16 protein-coding genes are annotated in these 18,774 nt (G+C 38.0%); 2 read left to right on the forward strand and 14 right to left on the reverse strand.

Features of this window, described 5'->3' with window-relative positions; all coding sequences use genetic code 11:
- Window positions 1–41 precede the first annotated feature (41 nt).
- Together HXT25_RS00570 and HXT25_RS00575 are read right to left on the reverse strand one after the other, a co-directional pair.
- Window positions 42–1,826, reverse strand: a complete 1,785-nt coding sequence (locus HXT25_RS00570; protein WP_410313057.1) for an ABC transporter ATP-binding protein — start codon at window positions 1,824–1,826, stop codon at window positions 42–44.
- 272 nt (window positions 1,827–2,098) lie between these two features.
- Window positions 2,099–2,908, reverse strand: coding sequence for a nucleoside phosphorylase (locus HXT25_RS00575; protein ID WP_004114793.1), 810 nt, complete (start codon window positions 2,906–2,908; stop codon window positions 2,099–2,101).
- A 615-nt stretch (window positions 2,909–3,523) separates the two neighbouring features.
- Between HXT25_RS00575 and cysK the strand changes: the two genes are divergently transcribed.
- A complete protein-coding gene (gene cysK, locus HXT25_RS00580; protein ID WP_422118558.1) occupies window positions 3,524–4,456 on the forward strand; it encodes a cysteine synthase A in 933 nt (310 codons plus the stop codon).
- 140 nt (window positions 4,457–4,596) lie between these two features.
- A complete protein-coding gene (gene epsC / locus HXT25_RS00585) occupies window positions 4,597–5,454 on the forward strand; it encodes a serine O-acetyltransferase EpsC (protein ID WP_004117532.1) in 858 nt (285 codons plus the stop codon).
- 7 nt (window positions 5,455–5,461) lie between these two features.
- Here the strand turns inward: epsC and HXT25_RS00590 are convergent, their stop codons facing one another.
- From HXT25_RS00590 to HXT25_RS00645, 12 genes are all read right to left on the reverse strand, one after another.
- A complete protein-coding gene (locus tag HXT25_RS00590; protein WP_004113245.1) occupies window positions 5,462–5,884 on the reverse strand; it encodes a GNAT family N-acetyltransferase in 423 nt (140 codons plus the stop codon).
- Window positions 5,885–5,993: 109 nt separating this feature from the next.
- Entirely contained in the window at window positions 5,994–7,250 is a 1,257-nt protein-coding gene (gene sstT, locus HXT25_RS00595; RefSeq protein WP_004117528.1) for a serine/threonine transporter SstT, read from the reverse strand.
- A gap of 209 nt (window positions 7,251–7,459) precedes the next feature.
- Entirely contained in the window at window positions 7,460–8,767 is a 1,308-nt protein-coding gene (locus HXT25_RS00600) for an MFS transporter (RefSeq protein ID WP_004113248.1), read from the reverse strand.
- A 420-nt stretch (window positions 8,768–9,187) separates the two neighbouring features.
- Complete coding sequence (locus HXT25_RS00605) at window positions 9,188–10,126, reverse strand: ABC transporter permease (protein WP_004114777.1); 939 nt, start codon at window positions 10,124–10,126, stop codon at window positions 9,188–9,190.
- Complete coding sequence (locus tag HXT25_RS00610) at window positions 10,123–10,902, reverse strand: hypothetical protein (RefSeq protein WP_004114776.1); 780 nt, start codon at window positions 10,900–10,902, stop codon at window positions 10,123–10,125. The genes HXT25_RS00605 and HXT25_RS00610 overlap by 4 nt, the downstream gene beginning before the upstream one ends.
- Before the next feature lie 10 nt (window positions 10,903–10,912).
- On the reverse strand, window positions 10,913–12,019 hold the full coding sequence (locus tag HXT25_RS00615; protein ID WP_004114774.1) for an ABC transporter ATP-binding protein: 1,107 nt from the start codon (window positions 12,017–12,019) through the stop codon (window positions 10,913–10,915).
- A gap of 666 nt (window positions 12,020–12,685) precedes the next feature.
- Complete coding sequence (locus tag HXT25_RS00620) at window positions 12,686–13,618, reverse strand: nucleoside hydrolase (protein WP_075038905.1); 933 nt, start codon at window positions 13,616–13,618, stop codon at window positions 12,686–12,688.
- Window positions 13,618–14,412 carry an energy-coupling factor ABC transporter ATP-binding protein gene (locus HXT25_RS00625; RefSeq protein ID WP_014554494.1) on the reverse strand — a complete coding sequence of 265 codons (795 nt, stop codon included), beginning with the start codon at window positions 14,410–14,412 and terminating at the stop codon, window positions 13,618–13,620. Before HXT25_RS00625 ends, HXT25_RS00620 begins: the two co-directional genes overlap by 1 nt.
- 2 nt (window positions 14,413–14,414) lie before the next feature.
- Window positions 14,415–15,254 (reverse strand): energy-coupling factor ABC transporter ATP-binding protein, encoded by an 840-nt coding sequence (locus HXT25_RS00630; protein ID WP_004117513.1) that lies wholly within the window; start codon window positions 15,252–15,254, stop codon window positions 14,415–14,417.
- Complete coding sequence (locus HXT25_RS00635) at window positions 15,254–15,991, reverse strand: energy-coupling factor transporter transmembrane component T (protein WP_422118559.1); 738 nt, start codon at window positions 15,989–15,991, stop codon at window positions 15,254–15,256. Before HXT25_RS00635 ends, HXT25_RS00630 begins: the two co-directional genes overlap by 1 nt.
- The gene (locus HXT25_RS00640; protein ID WP_032842046.1) at window positions 15,984–16,595 is read right to left on the reverse strand and encodes an ECF transporter S component; all 612 of its coding nucleotides are present in this window, start codon (window positions 16,593–16,595) and stop codon (window positions 15,984–15,986) included. Before HXT25_RS00640 ends, HXT25_RS00635 begins: the two co-directional genes overlap by 8 nt.
- 591 nt (window positions 16,596–17,186) lie before the next feature.
- Complete coding sequence (locus HXT25_RS00645; protein ID WP_064623640.1) at window positions 17,187–17,885, reverse strand: Crp/Fnr family transcriptional regulator; 699 nt, start codon at window positions 17,883–17,885, stop codon at window positions 17,187–17,189.
- Window positions 17,886–18,774 lie beyond the last annotated feature (889 nt).

Genomic DNA, 18,774 nt, shown 5'->3' on the forward strand with positions numbered 1-18,774 from the left:
CAACAAACCAGCGCAAGCCAGCCCAAGCCAGCGCCATATACTCACATAGACACAGTATAAAGCGAGTAGAAGTAAGCCTTCTGATTCATAAGCTCCTCAAAGCTTCCGCGCTCAATAAGCTCGCCGCTTTTCATCACAAGGATCTCATCATATTGCTTAAGCGAATTAGCATCCAAGCGGTGAGTTACAACAAGTCGAAGAATTCCTTGCAAATCCAAAATAGACTGCGTTACGTTCGCGCTCGTCTCGTTATCTAACGCGCTCGTTGCCTCATCAACCAGCAGAATCTCGGACTTTTTAAGCAAGCTTCGCGCAATAGCAATACGCTGCTTTTCACCGCCAGAAAGATGACTACCGTTCTCGCCACACTGATAGTCCTTGCCTTTAGCAGCAATCAAATTATCCAAACCAGCCAAGTGAATCACGCGATCCACCTCCGCGTCCTGAAATGGCTTAAAAAGCGTAATATTATCTAAAATCGAAGCATCAAACATAAACACAGACTGCTGCATAAGAGTCGTCTTATCATAAAGCGAACTCTTGCTCACATTGCTAAGTTCGTGATTATTCAGCTGCACACTACCCTTATAATCCTTGTAGTATCCCATAAGCAAATTAATCAAACTACTCTTACCAGCACCAGAAGGCCCTACTATCGCGTAAGATTTTCCAGCTTGCAAAGTTAGATTTACGTTTTTCAAGACTTTACGATCAGCATCGTAAGAATACGAAACATCTCGCAAAACAATGCTTTTAATAGAATCGTCAATAATATCGCCAGAATCTTCCTTAACGTTACTCATATAATCAGCCATCTTGCTAATAAGCTTCTTAGCACCCTTCATCTCGCCAAACATTTGCGGAAGACTTGCAATAGGCTGAAGCACTCCATTCATCAAATTAGTGAAAGCTAACACCATTCCAGCAGTAATAACACCAACATGAGCGTTAACCATCCAAGCGCCAACAAGCATCACGCCAAGCTGAGTTGCAAGGCTTGAAATCGTTCCAAGAGCAGAAACAGTAATCATCGTTTTTTCGCGAAGATTCTTAGTATGCTCAAGCTCCATCGACTGATTCTGATAACGGTTAATAACCTCCTGCTCCGCCTTAAAACTCTTAATAACCGAAACTCCGTTCAAAACATCCTTAGTCAGAGCCGTATAAGACTCATTCGACTTAGAAACCTGCTCCTCTCGAGTGGCAATTCCATTAGCTGTAAGAATCGAGCACGCCATTGGAAGCACAGAAATAATAAGAGCAATAACAGTGAGCAATGGACTATAGTAAATCATAAGAGCTAGCGAGCTTACAAGCATAAGAACGTCTTGAACAAAGTCAAAAATCTTCTTCAAATACTTTTCTTGAATACGCTCGCAATCATTAGTAAGTACAGAAAGATACGTGCCAGAATTCGCAAGCGAAAAATCACTATAACTCTTTTTTAAAAGCTTCTTAATAACAGACTCTTTATACTGATTCATTGCTTTTTCAAGAAAGCGGGGGTACGCACTGCGCTTCAACGCAAAAATCAGGGAGATTACCAGCATAAAGGAAGCGACAAGCAGAAAAATAGTAGTTAAAGAGAAGGCTCCTTTGCCAGACATATAGTCGAAAATAATTTGCAAAATCCAAGAAATAGCAGTGTAAATCATAGACAGGGCAATAAAAACTATCATCGAAAGAAAAGCTACAAGTTTGTTTTCCTTGAAAAATAGTTTTACGTAATTTTTCACGTCGGGATACAGTTTGGACGATTGCTGATTCGCCACAGTATTTTGATTCGCGGGCGATTGCTGATTTGCCGCGTTGTCAGTTTTACTCATTCTCGCTACCTCTCACTTCCTTTATATCTATACTATTTCTATTATCTCTTCTCTAATAGCATTTTCGCAGCTAGCATCTTCATAAGCTATTTGCTTATTCACTCGCTACAAAGCATTGAAAGCTACACTATCATACTTATCATGATTATTAACCCTTAACGTAATACTTAAACGCATTTATACGTAATTCTTGACAGAAATAATAAGCATAGAGTTAAAAAAAAAAATCAAATTAAAACACTGATTCCATATGTATTATCAGTGTAAACGTGTCAAATGCGCAACGTTGCTTCAATACAAAGCTCAAGAGCATACGCTTTAGAGTCTCCACCCCAATTGCGCTCATCGTAATTTTCAACATCGTGCAAAGTATCTGCAGTGTAAAGAATCTCACCCCAAACAATCCCACGCATTTGCGCACAAGCCGCTAAAGCAGAACACTCCATCTCAACAACCGCGCATCCCTCCTGCTTACGATTAGCAACTTTCGTCTTAGTTTCACGGAAAAACCCATCCGTAGTCCACGTTTTAACTTCATGATAAGGCAAATTGTGCGCCTGTAAAGTTTGTAAAATAGCACGTCTCGAGCGCTCTGAAACGTCAACATAACGACTTGGAGGCAAATAATGATAAGAAGTCCCCTCATCCCTTAAAGCTTTATACGGAACCAGGAAAACATTTTCCGCATAATCAACTAGCGATCCGCAAGAACCAGCACTAACAACTTCGCTAACACCGTAAGAAATCAGCCAGTCTAAGATCTGAACAGCGGCAGGAGCACCAACTGGAGCCTGCACTAAGCAGATTTTTTGCGTTTCTTCTTCTACTTCGCTGCCTGTATTTTCTCTTACTTTTTTCTCTACTTTTTCTTCCAAAACATATATTGGATATACTTTAGTTGCAGATTCAAAATTTGCTACAATCGTAGCTTTCCTACTTAAAGCATACTGATCAATTTCATCGCCTAAGAAAGCAAAAACCGCTTTAGATGGAAGCTGAACAGAAATATTATCGTGTTTTGGCATTAAAACTGCACTTTTATCGTAATCATACTCTAAAATCGGCAAATCATATTCTGTCATATAATCAACTCTTTCATACAATCGACTAATTCTACAAGCCATTCAATCCTATATACCAGCACGCACATTATCGCACGAAAATCACAAATCAGCCAAACACAACAAATTCTCGGGCGATTGGCTACTATCGCCAAACAGAGACACTCACGCATGAGAAGGAGTACATATCAAAGTTTGACAAACACAGATCCATTCGCTATAGTCTTCACTTATCACCATTTCTACTAGTAAAGGAGTGCGCATGTATCATACAAATATGATGACAAATTGTTGTTGTAACGTATGCTGTTGCGCATTTCTTAATCGAAATGATGTTTGCAAGCACTAAGTATGCATCATCTAGCCTGTGTTAAAAAGCATTTACGTTAAAACACAGCAAATTACGATTCAAGAAACAGCGCGCTGTTTCTTTTTTTATGCCAAAAATCGAATATAAGACGTTGAAAAGATAACAATTTAATACGGATTAGATATTAAACAGATAAATGGCATCTTTAGAAACAACTAATAAAGCAATAGTCGCTTTATTAATAAAATCATTTTTTAAAAATTAAAAACAAATCAAACAAAACAAAAACAAACAAGTAAAACAACAAACAAGTAAGGGGAAATATTATGTCTAATATTTACAAGTCCATGCAAGAACTCGTAGGCCACACTCCACTTATGGAGCTTACGCACATTGAAAAAGAGTATAATCTAGCAGCAAAAATCCTTGTAAAACTCGAATACTTCAACCCAGCAGGCTCTGTAAAAGACCGAATTGCAAAGCAGATGATTGAAGAAGCAGAAGCCGAAGGCACGCTTAAACCAGGCTCAGTAATTGTTGAGCCAACCTCTGGAAATACTGGCATTGGTCTTTCAATGATTGCTCAAACAAAAGGATACAAAAGCATTATTGTTATGCCAGAAAGCATGTCTATTGAACGCAGAAAACTTATGAAAGCATACGGCGCCGAACTCGTGCTCACCCCAGCTGCAGAAGGAATGAAAGGCGCAATTGCCAAAGCGAAGGAAATCGTTGAAAACACGCCAAACGCGTGGACTCCAGGACAGTTTACAAATCAAGCAAATGTGCACGCGCACTACAACACAACAGGTCCAGAAATTTGGCAAGACACTGACGGAAACGTGGATATGCTCATTGCTGGCGTTGGAACAGGCGGCACAATCACAGGTACTGGCACATATTTAAAGGAACAAAATCCACATCTGGAAGTAATCGCAGTAGAACCAGCCGAATCCCCTGTGCTCGCAGGCGGCAAGCCAGGAGCGCACAAGATTCAAGGAATCGGCGCAGGATTCGTGCCAGATGTGCTCAACAAAAACATCTACGATCGCATTATTCATGTGACAAATGAAGACGCAATTGAAAACGGCAAGCTTATAAGCAAAAAAGAAGGCGTTCTCGTGGGTATTTCTTCTGGAGCTGCAATCTGGGCAGCAATCCAAGAAGCAAAAAGAGAAAAAAACAGTGGTAAAACCATTGTTGCAATACTTCCCGATTCAGGAGATCGATACTTGTCTACAGCATTATTTGAAGACTAACTACATTTAGGAGCGCTACTGTAAATACGCAAGTTTTGATTAAATAATATATGGATAATATATGGATAATAAATAACATTATTAGATAATGATCAAAACTATAAAATAAAGAAAAATAATAAAAATAACGGGAGAAATGTATGAATGATCGCCTTGATCTTATAAATCAACTAAACTCAATTTACGATTCAGACATAAGACAAGCTACATTCATACCTAATTACCGAAATATTATTGCGCTCATACATGCGACTCAGGCTCTACTTTTGCCTGAGTTGCATGTGCGCAATGAAAGCAACGAGGCTACACAACTCAACGCTAGTTTGAATACTAACGCTAGTTTAAATACCGTTACTTCAAACGCATTAGACACTATAGAACGCATTATATTCCACGAACTTCAATGCTACACAAGCAACACAATTAAAATTCGAGAAACTTGCAATCAATTTATAAATACTCTTCCTACAATTAAAAAGTTACTTTTAACAGATATTCAAGCCATGTATGAAGGCGATCCTGCTTGCACAAGCAAAGTAGAAGTCACACTCGCATACCCTGGTTTTTATGCGATGCTTATTCACCGCACAGCTCACGCACTATACGAACTTAACGTACCGCTAATTCCTAGACTTATGAGCGAATATGCACACAGAAGAACTGGAATCGACATTCATCCAGGAGCAAAAATTGGCGCATATTTTTGCATTGATCACGGAACTGGCATTGTAATTGGCGAAACAACTGTAATCGGCGAGCATGTTAAGCTTTACCAAGGCGTAACGCTGGGTGCACAAAGTTTTGCGCTAGACGAGGATGGAAATCCTATAAAAGGCGGAAAGCGGCATCCAAATATTGGCGATAACGTAGTAATCTACGCAAACGCAACAATCTTAGGCGGAGAAACCACAATAGGAAGCGGAAGTATAATCGCAGCAAACGCGTGGATTAACCGCAGTATTCCTGCAAACACAACCTACCACTTTCCTAAAGCCTAATACGCAATCATGCTCTGTCTTTTATAAAACCGCAGCACTCGATTTCTGATAACTCAATAAAACCAGCAGATTTATAAAAAGCAATAGTTTTTTCAGTACAATCCGTGGTTAATTGAATTTGACGAACATTAGGGTAAAAATCCACAATCGCATTTAACAAAGCAGAGCCTATTCCCTGCCTTTGATACTCTGGCAAAACAAGAATATCCTGAATAAGAACAACCGTATATCCGTCACCAACAGCTCTAGCAATTCCAACTAGCTCATCATTTTTATACGCAGCTAAAACCTTGAGTGAATTGTTAAAGCCATTTTCTAAAGCAACTAAATCATCTGTATACGAAGACCAACCAACAGAATCATATAGTCTTAAAATATCTTTGCTATTATATTTTTCGTACTCTTTTAGTTGAACATCTGCTAGATTCATTTACAACAACACCTCGCAAAACATAACAAAAGTGCGCGATCTAAAACGTAAAAACGGAAGAACGCGCACTAATAATAATACTTAACAACAGCTAAAACAGCTAAAACAGCTACTTTTTAAGTTGTACTGGCTCGTGATCCTTGCCCATCTTAAACTTAAGACCTGCACGCTGCCACATGCGATATTCGCCAACTGCCGTAAAGAGAACATCTGTGGAAGAGTTAAGCGCAGTTTCGCACGAATCTTGAATCACGCCAATAATAAGACCAATAGCAACTACTTGCATAGCAATATCGTTTGAAATACCAAACGATGAGCACGCAAGAGGTATAAGCAAAAGCGAACCACCAGCAACACCAGACGCGCCTGCAGCGCTAACTGCAGAAAGCACAGACAAAATCACAGCTGTTGGAATATCAACGTAAATCCCAAGAGTGTGAGCAGCACACAAAGCCATAATCGAAATCGTTATAGCAGCACCACTCATATTAATGGTTGATCCAAGCGATATAGAAACTGAGTAATTGTCTTTGTTAAAACCGAGTTTTTCGCACAAATTCATGTTTACAGGGATATTTGCAGCAGAAGAACGCATAAAGAACGCTGTAACTCCCGAATCGCGCAACGTTCGCAATACAAGAGGATACGGATTCTTGCCAGTGAGAGCAAAAACCAAAATTGGATTAACAATCAAAGCAACAACAGCCATAGTGCATACTAATAAGGCAATAACGGAACCGTATTCACTAAAAATACGAAGACCATTGCTTGCCACTGTTGTATAAACAAGACCCATAATGCCGAAAGGCGCTGCGTTAATAATCCAGTGAACAATTTTTCCAATAGCAGACGAAACGTTATCAAAGAATGCTTTAGTGGAAGGCTCAGCCAAACGAAGCGCTACACCAAAGGCAATTGCCCAGAATAAAATACCAATAAAGTTTCCCTTAGCAAGAGCGTCTACAGGGTTTACAACAATATTTAACACAAGAGAATTAAGAACTTCACCGATTCCTTGAGGAGATGGTGAAGATGCTGCTTCAACATGCGCAAAAGTGAAGTCAACAGGGAAAATCATAGCTGCACATACAGCTATAAGGCTTGCAGTGAAAGTAGAAATCGCATACAACACGATTACAAGCTTCATGTTTCCAACACTTTTTGCTTTTGCAAGCGCTCCAATCACAAGGCAAAATACCAAGATAGGCGCAACGGATTTAAGTGCGCTCACAAACAGCTTTCCAATAAGATCTAACACGTAAACGTGAGCTGGCACAAAAAGACCAAGTGCAGCGCCAAGAAAAAGACCAATGACAATACGCAGAATAAGGTCAATGTTATTCCACTTTTGAATAATCTTGTGCATGAGAGTCTCCTGTAATTTAGTTTGTGCAGAATATTTTATACTCTTTTATTTGTATTCATACTCGCAAGATCTTCTATTTTTACATATTATACACACGCATGCATATATATGCAAATCGTTAAGTTCTAGCAATTTAACAATGCCTTTTGCTTAGAAGATAACACTTATTAATCACATATAAACTTCATATATTCTGCAGCGCAAATCATCTAATCTGCATAACTCGTATTGGGTAATTGAGGCAAAACAACAAGCAATCCTGCTGTGAAAATCAGCGCGAGTATAGGCAAAAGCTGCCATTGGAACGCCGATGAGAATGCAAATCCAATCCAAGAACCAGTAGTAGCACCAATCGCAAACGCGAGGCGCGCCCAACCAGAAAACTTAGCGAGAGCACTCCCCTTAAACAGAATCTGACGCGCAACAATAATCGGCTCTACTAGTAGCATTCCGCCAATCGCTTCAAGTAAGAATGCAAAGCACATCATTGGCAAAAGATTAATAAACATAAGACAATAAGCAAGCAAGCTCACAGCAATACCTAAAATCGCCACTTTTCTTAAACCGAGCTTTTGAGACGAATGCGCATACAAAACGGATGCGAGCACGCTTCCTACACCAGTGAAAATATACAGTATTGTTAAAGATTTAGAGCCATATTGCTTACCTAGACCAAGAAGAATATAGGAAACAGAGCATGCAGGAATAAAAGCAACCAAAAGAGATCCAGCAAGAAGCATGATTTTACTCTTTAGTAATGGATTCGCAGATTTATTAGATGCAGATTTGGAATCAACATCATTTTCTTGATTTTCTTTCGATTCTTTCGACGCTTCCTCTACATCTTGCGGTGTTTCTTCTACTTCATTAGACGCTTGCGCTTTTTCCTCTATTTCGCAAGACGCTTGCGCAATGTCTTGTTTCATAATAAATCGCGTAGCACAAGCCGCAAAAGAAGTGACGGACGAGAAAATCAAAACCGCAGGAATCGACCAGCTTGCAATCCAAGATCCAAGCGGAGAGCCGAGCAAGGTTCCTGTAATACTTGCCAAAATACTAACAATGCCGCTGTAGTTGACAATCATACCGTCATCGCCACCTGCAGCATCAACCTCGAAAACTTCGCTAGCAATGTCAATCACTTGACCTGTAATCAACAATGCGCAAGAAAGAGCTACAAGCGACCACTTCCACGCAGGAGATCCAAGCATAAGAAGCGGTAGTAAACTGAGCACGCCTTCTACGCCTTCAGTCATAGCAAGAGCGCGAAAACCGCCAAGCTTATCAACTATCCAACCAGAGCATGGCGAAAGAAAATCGGCAACCGTCATAAAAGTCTTACGAAAACCAATCACCCAAGCCGGCAAGCCCACAATAATAATAGAAGGCAAAACCGAGCCTTCATACGCTTGGTTACCGAGCATAGAAAAACAGAAGCCAACCAGCGCCCATCGCAATGCTGGGCTAATAGATCTCATACGAATAAAAATATTATTCTTGCTAAATATTGACTTCACAGCAACCAACTCTCCTCTAAAACTCTTTCAAAATCGCAAATCATAATGCAAGTTTACGCAAACTTACAGGCAAACTTACACAACTACTCACAAATCGCTATCAAACTTAAATAATTCACTACAAATTACACAAATCCAATAGCTTATTTAGTAAATTTGATATCACTATACTCTTGTTTAAAAAAAAGCAAAAATTGCGTTATTATCGCACATGAGTATTTCTACACTTTTTTGAGTGCACACTATGGATAGTGGGTGCACTTTTTAACGATAGAAAAAGGTAATCGTTAAAAAGTTTAAGATTAGCTTGGTAGCTTGCTGAACAATCTTACGCAATAATCAACATGCCACTAGCATTACACCCACTCCACACCAGCGAATCTAATCCTTATATAATTAACTAAATCCCATATTTATCAGCTAAAACCCTATATTGGTTAAAGTACCTTTACGCTGTTGAACCGCCACACCAACATTCCATATGATCACACCAACAATTGCCCATAACATGCCAACAACAAGAATCACAAGTAGCGATACGCCAACATTTACAGAACCATCAACTATACTACGCGATACTTGAGTAACATGAGTTACTGGAATCACATATAACACGTATTGCATCATCTTAGGAAATACGCTAATCGGAGCAATCACACCACAAACAATAGGAAGTATTGCACTAAGCGCGTTAGAAATAGTATAAACATCATTCATCATCATGCTTATAGCAGCTATAGCAATACCAAATCCCGTAGAAGCAACAGGAACAATAAGGAACAACAGCATCAACGCACTCATATTAATCATCAAGAAAGCACTTGGGCTTACTACAAGCATTGTTATAAACAAAGTCACAGCATCACTCACTAAAGAAATAGTCAAGAGCGCAATAATACGACCTAACCATAATGGTAATGCAACTTTTGCGCTTGTAAGCACGAATGGTGTTGTGCCTTCAAAACGATCCCATGCTAGTGCTTCTGACACAGTCATACTTGTGGAAATAGAACACGCTCCCATCACAGCAGCAAGAGTTGAAGCAATCAAACTATGATTAAAACCCGCGCTAATTGCAGCACTAGCTGTTCCATTGAATCCTCCACTTACAGCTCCAGCTAGAAAAACGTATAAGAACGTGGATAAAAGAGGCTCAATAATCATACGAATAACAGCAGTATTCCAACTATTTAAGCTAGGTATACTCTGTATACTCACTCTTGCACCAGTTCGTATACTAGATAACACGCTCACGTGACCATACTGAGAATATTGATTATATTGATGCAATCTAGCGCACTTACTATTTTGAATAATTTTATTTCGCATAGTTTCAACCTGATTATTATTTCGTATCATATTATGTTTAAACTCCCATTAAGCGTTGCAAGTCGAATAGCATGACGTAACATAAAACCTGCAATAACAAGCAAAACGCTGGATAATACAACACATAACACAATTGCTAACACAGTAGTAGCATTAAACGATTGCGCATGAGCCACCCACACTGCCGACGTAAGCGGATGAATAAATGCAATAATGCGAGCAGGCAATGGCATTGATTCTACAGGGATTACTATTCCACAAAGCATCCATACAGGAATTAAAATCAAACCTTCATAAACTGTAGCTTTACGGCATAATACAAAAATTCCAGATAATAATGCAGCAGAAGCTACGCAAGCGAGCATAGAAAGTAAGTATCCAACTAGCTGCGTGAATGTTATCATAAAGAACCCATGGCATAAAACAGCAACGGTAATAATCGCAAGCGGCATACCAATGCACCCAAGTAAAGCTGCGGATCCTACAATAGGAAGAAACACTGCAGAAGGTGATATAACACTTAAAGTTAAATATTGTAATGTTCCTAAATAACGCTGGTATCCAATAATTCCAACAGCAGTAGTTGTAGCAGACCATAATCCAGCGATAGAAGAATCAACCCAAATATTATTAAGACAATTAGCGCAATCATGAGAAAAACCATAGTATGCAACAATTTTCATCAACGCAAAACATACTGGAGCAAGTATCGCATTTTGCAAGAAAAACGTTGTTTTCGCTAAACTTTTAAGCTGAAACCACATGCCACGAATCACAGAAGCGTATGAATGAGTAGAAGTATTCATATTAAACCTCCTACTTACTTAATGGGAGCAAGGACGGCGAAGAAGACGGCGTAGCAGCAGAAGAAGTAGAAATATTTGGTGCAGAAATATTGTCATTTTGCACAATAGCAAGATACGTTTCTTCCAAACTTGCAGCGCGATCACCTAAACGCGTAATCCCATCAACAGGAATTTTAATATTTCGTTCTTGAGATAATGTTTTACTCCACGCGATAGTAATATTTAACACTCCGTGTGATTCAAAAACATCACACCACAACACTCCATCAAGTTTTTGCAATTCTTCCTTAACACTAGGAGTTCCGCTTGATAGTTCACCGTCATACGCGTACATTGTTACGTGATCGATATGCTGCAAAGAAGCCAACTGCTGAACACTTCCCTGAGCGATAATATTACCGTGATTTATTACAGCAACAGTATCAGCTAATTTTTCAGCCTCACTCATCTCATGCGTAGTTAGCAAAATCGCTATTCCTTGATCTCGTAAAGCATGAATAATTTCACGTACTTTCCTAGCATTTTCAGGATCCAAACCAGTGGTAGGCTCATCTAAAAGCATAAGATCCGTTCTAGCGACCAGCGATCGAGCAATATGTAACCGCTGCCACATTCCCCTTGAAAAAGTTTGAACAGCATCATGAGCTTTATCAAGTAAATCAACTTGCTCAAGAGCATCGTGAATACGCTTTCCTTGCTCCCTATATGGAACAGCAGAAAGATCAGCAAAATAACGAAGATTATCTAATGCACTTAACCTTTGATAAAATCCTCGCTCACCTCCAAGAAGTAACGACACGTGCTTACGCGCTTCTCGAGGATTACTCACAGCATCAATATTGGCAATACGAACACTACCACTATCAGGAGCTAACAACGTACCAACAATTTTTACGGTAGTTGTTTTACCTGCACCATTAGGGCCAAGCAAGCAAAATATTTCACCAGAATGAATATCAAAAGATACGTTATGTAAAACTTGGCGAGTTGTTTTCTTACGACCGAATCCACGAGAATAAGATCTTGTTATATTATCAATACGCAATATTAAGTTGCTAGTTGACTGCTTATTATTGTTATCGCGACTATTAGTTGCGTCTTCTATATTATTATTCATTATTATTGCTTCGTTCTTACGTGTTATTAAAGCTTAATTCTTACTATTATTGAATAAATTTCAACAATGAAAATTAATTAGATAAAAAAGATAACGCTTGCTTACAAGAACGATAAGAACACGCAACAACATGCAAAAAACGTGCAAAAAACCAACGCGCATGTGCAAACATAATGACAAACATCATATGCAATGCGTGTTTAATACTGCTAAAGAATATGTATCTTAAGCTGTTTTATGTGCTTTTATATGCCTTTCAAACCGTTCTTAAGATTAGCGATCATTTGGGCAGTCATAGCGCAACACCTCATAAACTTAAATGTGCTTTACGTGGAAAATTATACGAGCATTACGTCAAAAACTCAAATATAAGCACGCTTAAAACTCTAAAAGAGCTATTGCTGAGTAACAATTATCACATTAACACATAGAAAATAACATTTATGCTCTATTGAAGCATCTTACTTTGCAATTTTTAATATTCATCAAAATCAATCACCTTATCAAATACATCACAATTAGTTTGCGAGCGCAACGCAACATCCAATTCAAGTAGTTATGAAGCAGAATGCAAAGGTAAAGCCGATAGGAAACGCTAAGTCTATATCTTTATTTGGTCCATTGCTATATAACTTCTATATTTCAGCAATATGCATTACATCATCTTTACACTTCTTTATCTAACTTTTCCAATCCTTCAACTAGAGTCTCTACAAATTTTTTCCTGTCTACTTGTTTGAGCACAAACACATTATCTTTGTGCTTCGGAACTTTCCTCAGATCAGCCAATGTCTGTCCTCTTGAAATCCCATTATCAGTAACAATATCTACATAATAATTTTTCCCTGAAAAAATATCTGGTTTAATTAGATATTCCACAGCACAAAGATCATGAATAGGACTATCTATAAATCCAAACTGCTTACCACTTTCGTTATAAAAACTCAAAAGTTCATAAGCTAGATGACTGACTTTCCCTTTATCTTTTAACGTTTTAATCTCATTCAGAGTAATCGCAGCATTCTCTGTGACGTCAAGACCCGCCATGATAACCGATATTCCTGAATGAAATACTATATGAGCAGCTTCTGGATCCACGTATATATTAAATTCTGCCAACTCCGTGCAGTTTCCATGGCTAATGCCACCGCCCATCATGCTGATGCACTCTATTTTTTCTTTCACCTCAGGATATACTTTTAAAAGAAGCGCAAGATTTGTCAACGGCGCAAGCGCAACTAGCGTGGTTTTCTCTTTGGACTCCATAATTTTATGGTACATATATTCTACTGCATTTTCTGATACAACAGGATAATCAGTTCCATTAAAATACGATCCATCCATCCCACTGTCACCATGTGCCTCTGGCGCTGTATTTAATGGCTTCACCAGGGGCTTATCCTGTCCTTTCGCGAGAGGAATATCCGAATGCACAAATTCCAAAATATTTTTTGCATTTGTTGTAACTTTTTCTATTGTCTGATTTCCTCCAACTGTAGAAATTCCCAAAATCTTTAATTTTTCAGGATTTGCGATAGCCGTAAGAATTGCCATGGCATCATCGTGCCCAGGATCACAATCAATCCATATTTGTCTCATTATTTTGCCACCCCAATCATATCGTCTATTGTTAATACACCCTTGTATCCAAGAAGATTAGCGAACTGGCAGATATATGGCTGTTTTAGATTACTAGATTTTAACAATTCCTCATCCCAGAAAATCTCTTTTGGACTTACATCCCTTCTTTTCTGTTTGTTTGCCATTACAATAACTCTATTGAATTCTTTCACTACGAATTCCATATCATGCGTGATGGTTATAACAATTTTATTCTTTGAGATAAGCCAATTTATTATTTCGCCAAGTCTTTCTGTAGAACCCCTATCCTGCCCCGCTGTTGGCTCATCCAAAATCACCACATCAGTATCCATAGCTACAATTGCAGCAATCGTAATAAATTTTCGCTTTGAATACGATAGATTGTACGGATGTTCTTCCAATACATTCTCTACTCCACAAAGCTTTGCAGCCTCTTCTACTCTTTTATTAACATCTTCCTTTGCTATTCCTCTTTTTGATAATCCAAAAGCAATTTCTTTGTAGATACTATCCTGGAAAATCTGATCATCTGGATTTTGAAACACATAACCCACATTTTTAGCAATTTGCGCTGCTGTAAGATTCGCTGTGCTTGTACCATTTACCAGAACTTCGCCTTTTGTTGGACGCAATAGTCCATTCATTAATTTTACTGTTGTTGTCTTGCCAGCGCCATTCTGTCCAATAATTGCGACTTTTTCTCCCTTTTCAAATTTCATACTGACGTTTTCAACTGCAGTATACCCATTTGAATATTGGAATGATACATTTTTAAGTTCTAAATATGCCATTGTCACTGTACCTCCTTCATAATCTTTTCAACTGCTTTTTTGACCGTAAGCGGAATTTCATTCCCTTTTACACTTCCCTTTTTCAGAAAATAAAGCACAATCTGAGGGAGCTGACCGCCATACTCTAATACTTTTGGATCTGTCAAAACATCTTTCGACTCTCCATGCATCACAAGCTCTCCATTATGCATCAAAAGGATAGAATCACAGTACTCTGCTATAAGATCAATCTTATGCTCAATCAAAATGATAGTTTTGCCCTGTTTCTTTAAAATATTTACGATTTCAAATATATCTTCCGTACTCTTCGGATCGAGCTGTGAAGTTGGTTCATCCATGATAACAACTTCTGGATCTAATGCAATCATGGACGCCAGAGCAACTCTTTGCTTCTGTCCACCTGATAATTCATATGGATTTTTATCCACCAATTCTTCCAGATGGAAAATTTTTACCAGTTCATCTACTCTCTCTATCATCCGCTCCCTTGGGATTCCGATATTTTCCATACCATATGCAATTTCTTCATATACGTTGTCTTTTACACCTGAAATCTGCACAAATGGATTCTGAAAAGAATAACCTACTATAGAAGCGAGTTCACCCGAACCATAAGTATCAATTTTACGACCATTGATTAAAATTTCTCCTTCTAATTTTCCTCTATATAATTCAGGAATAAAACCGCGGATAATGTTACATAACGTTGTTTTTCCGGATTCATTTTCCCCTATAAGCCCGTACACTTTACCCTGCTCGAAACAGTACGTAAAATTACGAACCACTTGCTTTTCTTCCAAAGGATATCGGTAACTTACATTTTTTAAAACAATCTCTGCCATTACATCAACCTCCATACGACATATCCGATAAACAAAATCACGCTTAATACTTCCAGCACAATGTCTAATGCTGTTTTATTAAGAACGTAAACGGAAGTTTTCTTGCCTTTTGCTGAAAATGCTCGCGATTCTAGAGCAAGTACACGTTCTTCTGTCTGCTGAATTGACGAAAGTACCAGAGGACCAAGCATTGGGATAAATACTTTCATCCTTGTTATCAATCCACCTTCTGTTTCAATTCCTCTTGATTTCTGCGCATCTGTGATTGTTTTTGAAATAATTGACATCTGCGGAATCAATTGGATTGTTGAAGAGATAAGAAATGTTACTTTTCTTGGAGTACCTGCATGTTCCAGAGAATAAGTGATATCTTTTACTTTCGTTGTTTCAAAAAATATCATTATCGCAGAAGCTATTGCTGCAATTTTCGATGTCATAGACAAACTTGTTGCAAGTCCTATCTGAGAAAAGTGAATAAATCCCCAGATTGGTGTCTGATCATCATTAGCAACAACAAATACTTGCATAACAAATATGAACAAAATAATAATAAAAATAGATTTAAAAAATGCACTTAAGAACTGTTTCGTTGTTCCCGCCATAAGACTAATAATCAAAAATACAGGGAGCAATGCGTACTGTAATGCATATCCTGGTGTAAAAATACTAATAATCACGACCAAAAGTGTAATCATAAATTTTGTGGTTGGGTATAATTTACCAATTCTGCTATCCATTGATTTTTGCCCCTTTCTTTTTAATATATTGAAGTCCATAGTTTAATTTGACTAAAAAGCGGTCTGGAATTCTTCGCACAACAATCCATGCAACCGCAAAGTTTACAATTGTATTAATTGTTCCTGAGATTACATTTGTTGTTAATACAGAATTCCAAAGAGCCTGTCCTGATGCAACGAATGCAGCTGTAAGAAGATCTGTTCCAGCTCCAGTAACTCCACCAAACATGAACACCGTGACTACAGCAGCAGATACAGATGACACTACATTTAGAAGAACACAACCGAATACAATCCCAAGAATGTTACTGTATAATTTCCATCTGGAAAGGAATCCAGATACAAGTCCGATCAGCATTGATACTATTGCATAGCCAAAAGCTGTAGGATAGATCATTCCGTTTACTGCATTTCCAAGCAATCCTGTTACCATTCCAACCCATGGCCCCATGAGCATGGATACCAGAATGGTTCCAATTTGGTCAATAAAAATCGGAAGTTTCAATATTTGAGACATCTGATAGCCTACTACGTTAATGGATACACCCACGGGTATCAATACAAGTGCTATCAATGAAAAATCATATTTTAATCCTCTTTTCACTTCTTTTCCTTTCTGCCCGTTTATATAGTTCGTTATATTCCTAAATGGACTCTTATGTTTCCCGCCTGAATACATTTATGGAAAATTCCCATGATTAAAATTTTCAACGCTTACACAATCTATTCTTCATTCTTCATGATTTCCGAGAAAAATACCCTGTAAGCCTACATCCCACTGATGTGGTGAAAATGCTTAGCACATAAAACTACATTGTCAGTGCTTCTTTACAGCTTTTACACACATTGATGCAACTACACTAAAACCCAGCACAATTGCAAGATTCGCACCTTCTCTATCGCAATGATACAACAAGAATCCCAGTGAGTATATCTACAGGCCTTGCATAATGATCCATCTGATACACATAATCAATATTTATAGAACCAAAAACAAGTCCTTTTATCTTGCATTGCTCACATTTTAACCTCCTTGTTCATGTCGCTTATTTTTCATTTATTGTATATACTTTCTATTTCCTTCTAAAGGTCATATGTCCTTTCATAAAATTAACAACAATTTATACAAAAACAGCAGGAATTTCATTACAAAATCCCTGCTGTCATACCAATTATGAATAAATTGTTTTAGTGATTATGAATAAATATTTGTTTGTAGTTCTTTATATTGATGTTTGCTAATAATGATTTTTTTCTGTACATTTTTTAGTTCACCAGTCTCTTTCAATTTCTGCAAATTGCGCCCAACTGTCCTGATACTCATTCCGATTCCATTTGCAATATCCTTATATTCAGCTTCTATCAGTAACTCACCACTTGCATTCTTCATATTCTGATGACTTTCGTAATATGTAATCAAAAAGAATCTCACTCGATCCAATCCAGACATGTAGTACATAATCCCATCATTTCCCGAACGTTTATATAAATCGTCTGACAGAAGATTAATGCATTTCTTAAGTAATTCTTTGTCTTCCATGATTGTCTTATATACCAACGCTGCATCTATCCGTAACGCCTTCACTTTAGTTACTGTACTAAGCGTTGCAATATAACTATCTCTCCCCGCAAGAATCTCCAATAGACCAATACTCCCGTTAGTACTGTTTAACTGAAAATAACTGTATGTACTTCCATTCATATACTCGCGTATTCCAGCAACTATGCCATACTGTATGAAATATATGTAATATGGTCTCTCGCCCCTAGATACAAGAATACTGTTCTTTTCATATTCTACTAACACGCCTTTTTTTATTATAGACTCTGGCAATGCATGAAAATTAAAATCTCCGTCTGATCTATATTTATCCCATAACTTTTCCAGAATCATACTTATCACCTGCGGCTAATTCCTCTATTATTTTGTTATCTTACTCACCATAGTTTCCACCAACAATTAAGAACAGATTATCTTTATTGCAAATGTTTTAACAATCAAGATTCCAAGTATGAAATGATCTATGTGCACATCATTCTATCAAATCCGCATACTAAATCTTACTTTATTTATTATCCTTTTGCCTTTGTTAATTAACTTGCAGACATTACGCGATACATTGTTTTTGCAGGCGCTTATTGTTGAAGAAAACTTGACTAACGCTCAAAATTTTGCGTTCGTGATTGCACGATTATTCTGCCATATTTTACGTTATCTTTTATCGCGTATCACATTATTATATATGTTTTGATGCATTTAATCACATAATTATAAGCTATGTTAATCCTAGTATGCCAATCGTTACCATACATGCAACCAGAATCCCAACCGTATTAACACAATCCCAACCGTATTAATATCAGAAAGCCTCACTCCGCGAAAAATACCACGAAGTGAGGCAATCAGTCACAAGCAAAACCAGACTAAAAGTCCAGTCTTAACATGCTACTACTTGTTGCAATGACGCGAAACACCACGACGCTTACCAGCGAAAAGTGTTACACAAGCAGCAGCCAAAACAGCAGCAAACAATGGATTCTTCGTTACGTTGGCATAAGCATCGCAGGCAGAACAGTAACACTCAAGGTCATAGCTACAACACACAAAACAGCACTAGACACTGCCAACACACGATGCTTCATATTTTTCTTCATATCCCTCACCTCGTGATACGCAATAGTCGTTAATTCACGTAAAATGGCACATATCCCTTATTTTGCGCACTGACGAAGTTCTACCGTGAACCACACTATTTGCGTTCGCTATACATTTCATAGTGTAC

The sequence above is a fragment of the Gardnerella sp. DNF00476 genome (assembly GCF_049262735.1).
GTDB lineage: Bacteria > Actinomycetota > Actinomycetes > Actinomycetales > Bifidobacteriaceae > Bifidobacterium > Bifidobacterium vaginale.

Coding starts and splice junctions, on each gene's coding strand:
- HXT25_RS00570 (WP_410313057.1), bottom strand. CDS start 1,826: ATGAGTAAAACTGACAACGCGGCAAATCAGCAATCGCCCGCGAATCAA.
- HXT25_RS00575 (WP_004114793.1), bottom strand. CDS start 2,908: ATGACAGAATATGATTTGCCGATTTTAGAGTATGATTACGATAAAAGT.
- cysK (WP_422118558.1), top strand. CDS start 3,524: ATGTCTAATATTTACAAGTCCATGCAAGAACTCGTAGGCCACACTCCA.
- epsC (WP_004117532.1), top strand. CDS start 4,597: ATGAATGATCGCCTTGATCTTATAAATCAACTAAACTCAATTTACGAT.
- HXT25_RS00590 (WP_004113245.1), bottom strand. CDS start 5,884: ATGAATCTAGCAGATGTTCAACTAAAAGAGTACGAAAAATATAATAGC.
- sstT (WP_004117528.1), bottom strand. CDS start 7,250: ATGCACAAGATTATTCAAAAGTGGAATAACATTGACCTTATTCTGCGT.
- HXT25_RS00605 (WP_004114777.1), bottom strand. CDS start 10,126: ATGATACGAAATAATAATCAGGTTGAAACTATGCGAAATAAAATTATT.
- HXT25_RS00610 (WP_004114776.1), bottom strand. CDS start 10,902: ATGAATACTTCTACTCATTCATACGCTTCTGTGATTCGTGGCATGTGG.
- HXT25_RS00615 (WP_004114774.1), bottom strand. CDS start 12,019: ATGAATAATAATATAGAAGACGCAACTAATAGTCGCGATAACAATAAT.
- HXT25_RS00620 (WP_075038905.1), bottom strand. CDS start 13,618: ATGAGACAAATATGGATTGATTGTGATCCTGGGCACGATGATGCCATG.
- HXT25_RS00625 (WP_014554494.1), bottom strand. CDS start 14,412: ATGGCATATTTAGAACTTAAAAATGTATCATTCCAATATTCAAATGGG.
- HXT25_RS00630 (WP_004117513.1), bottom strand. CDS start 15,254: ATGGCAGAGATTGTTTTAAAAAATGTAAGTTACCGATATCCTTTGGAA.
- HXT25_RS00635 (WP_422118559.1), bottom strand. CDS start 15,991: ATGGATAGCAGAATTGGTAAATTATACCCAACCACAAAATTTATGATT.
- HXT25_RS00645 (WP_064623640.1), bottom strand. CDS start 17,885: ATGATTCTGGAAAAGTTATGGGATAAATATAGATCAGACGGAGATTTT.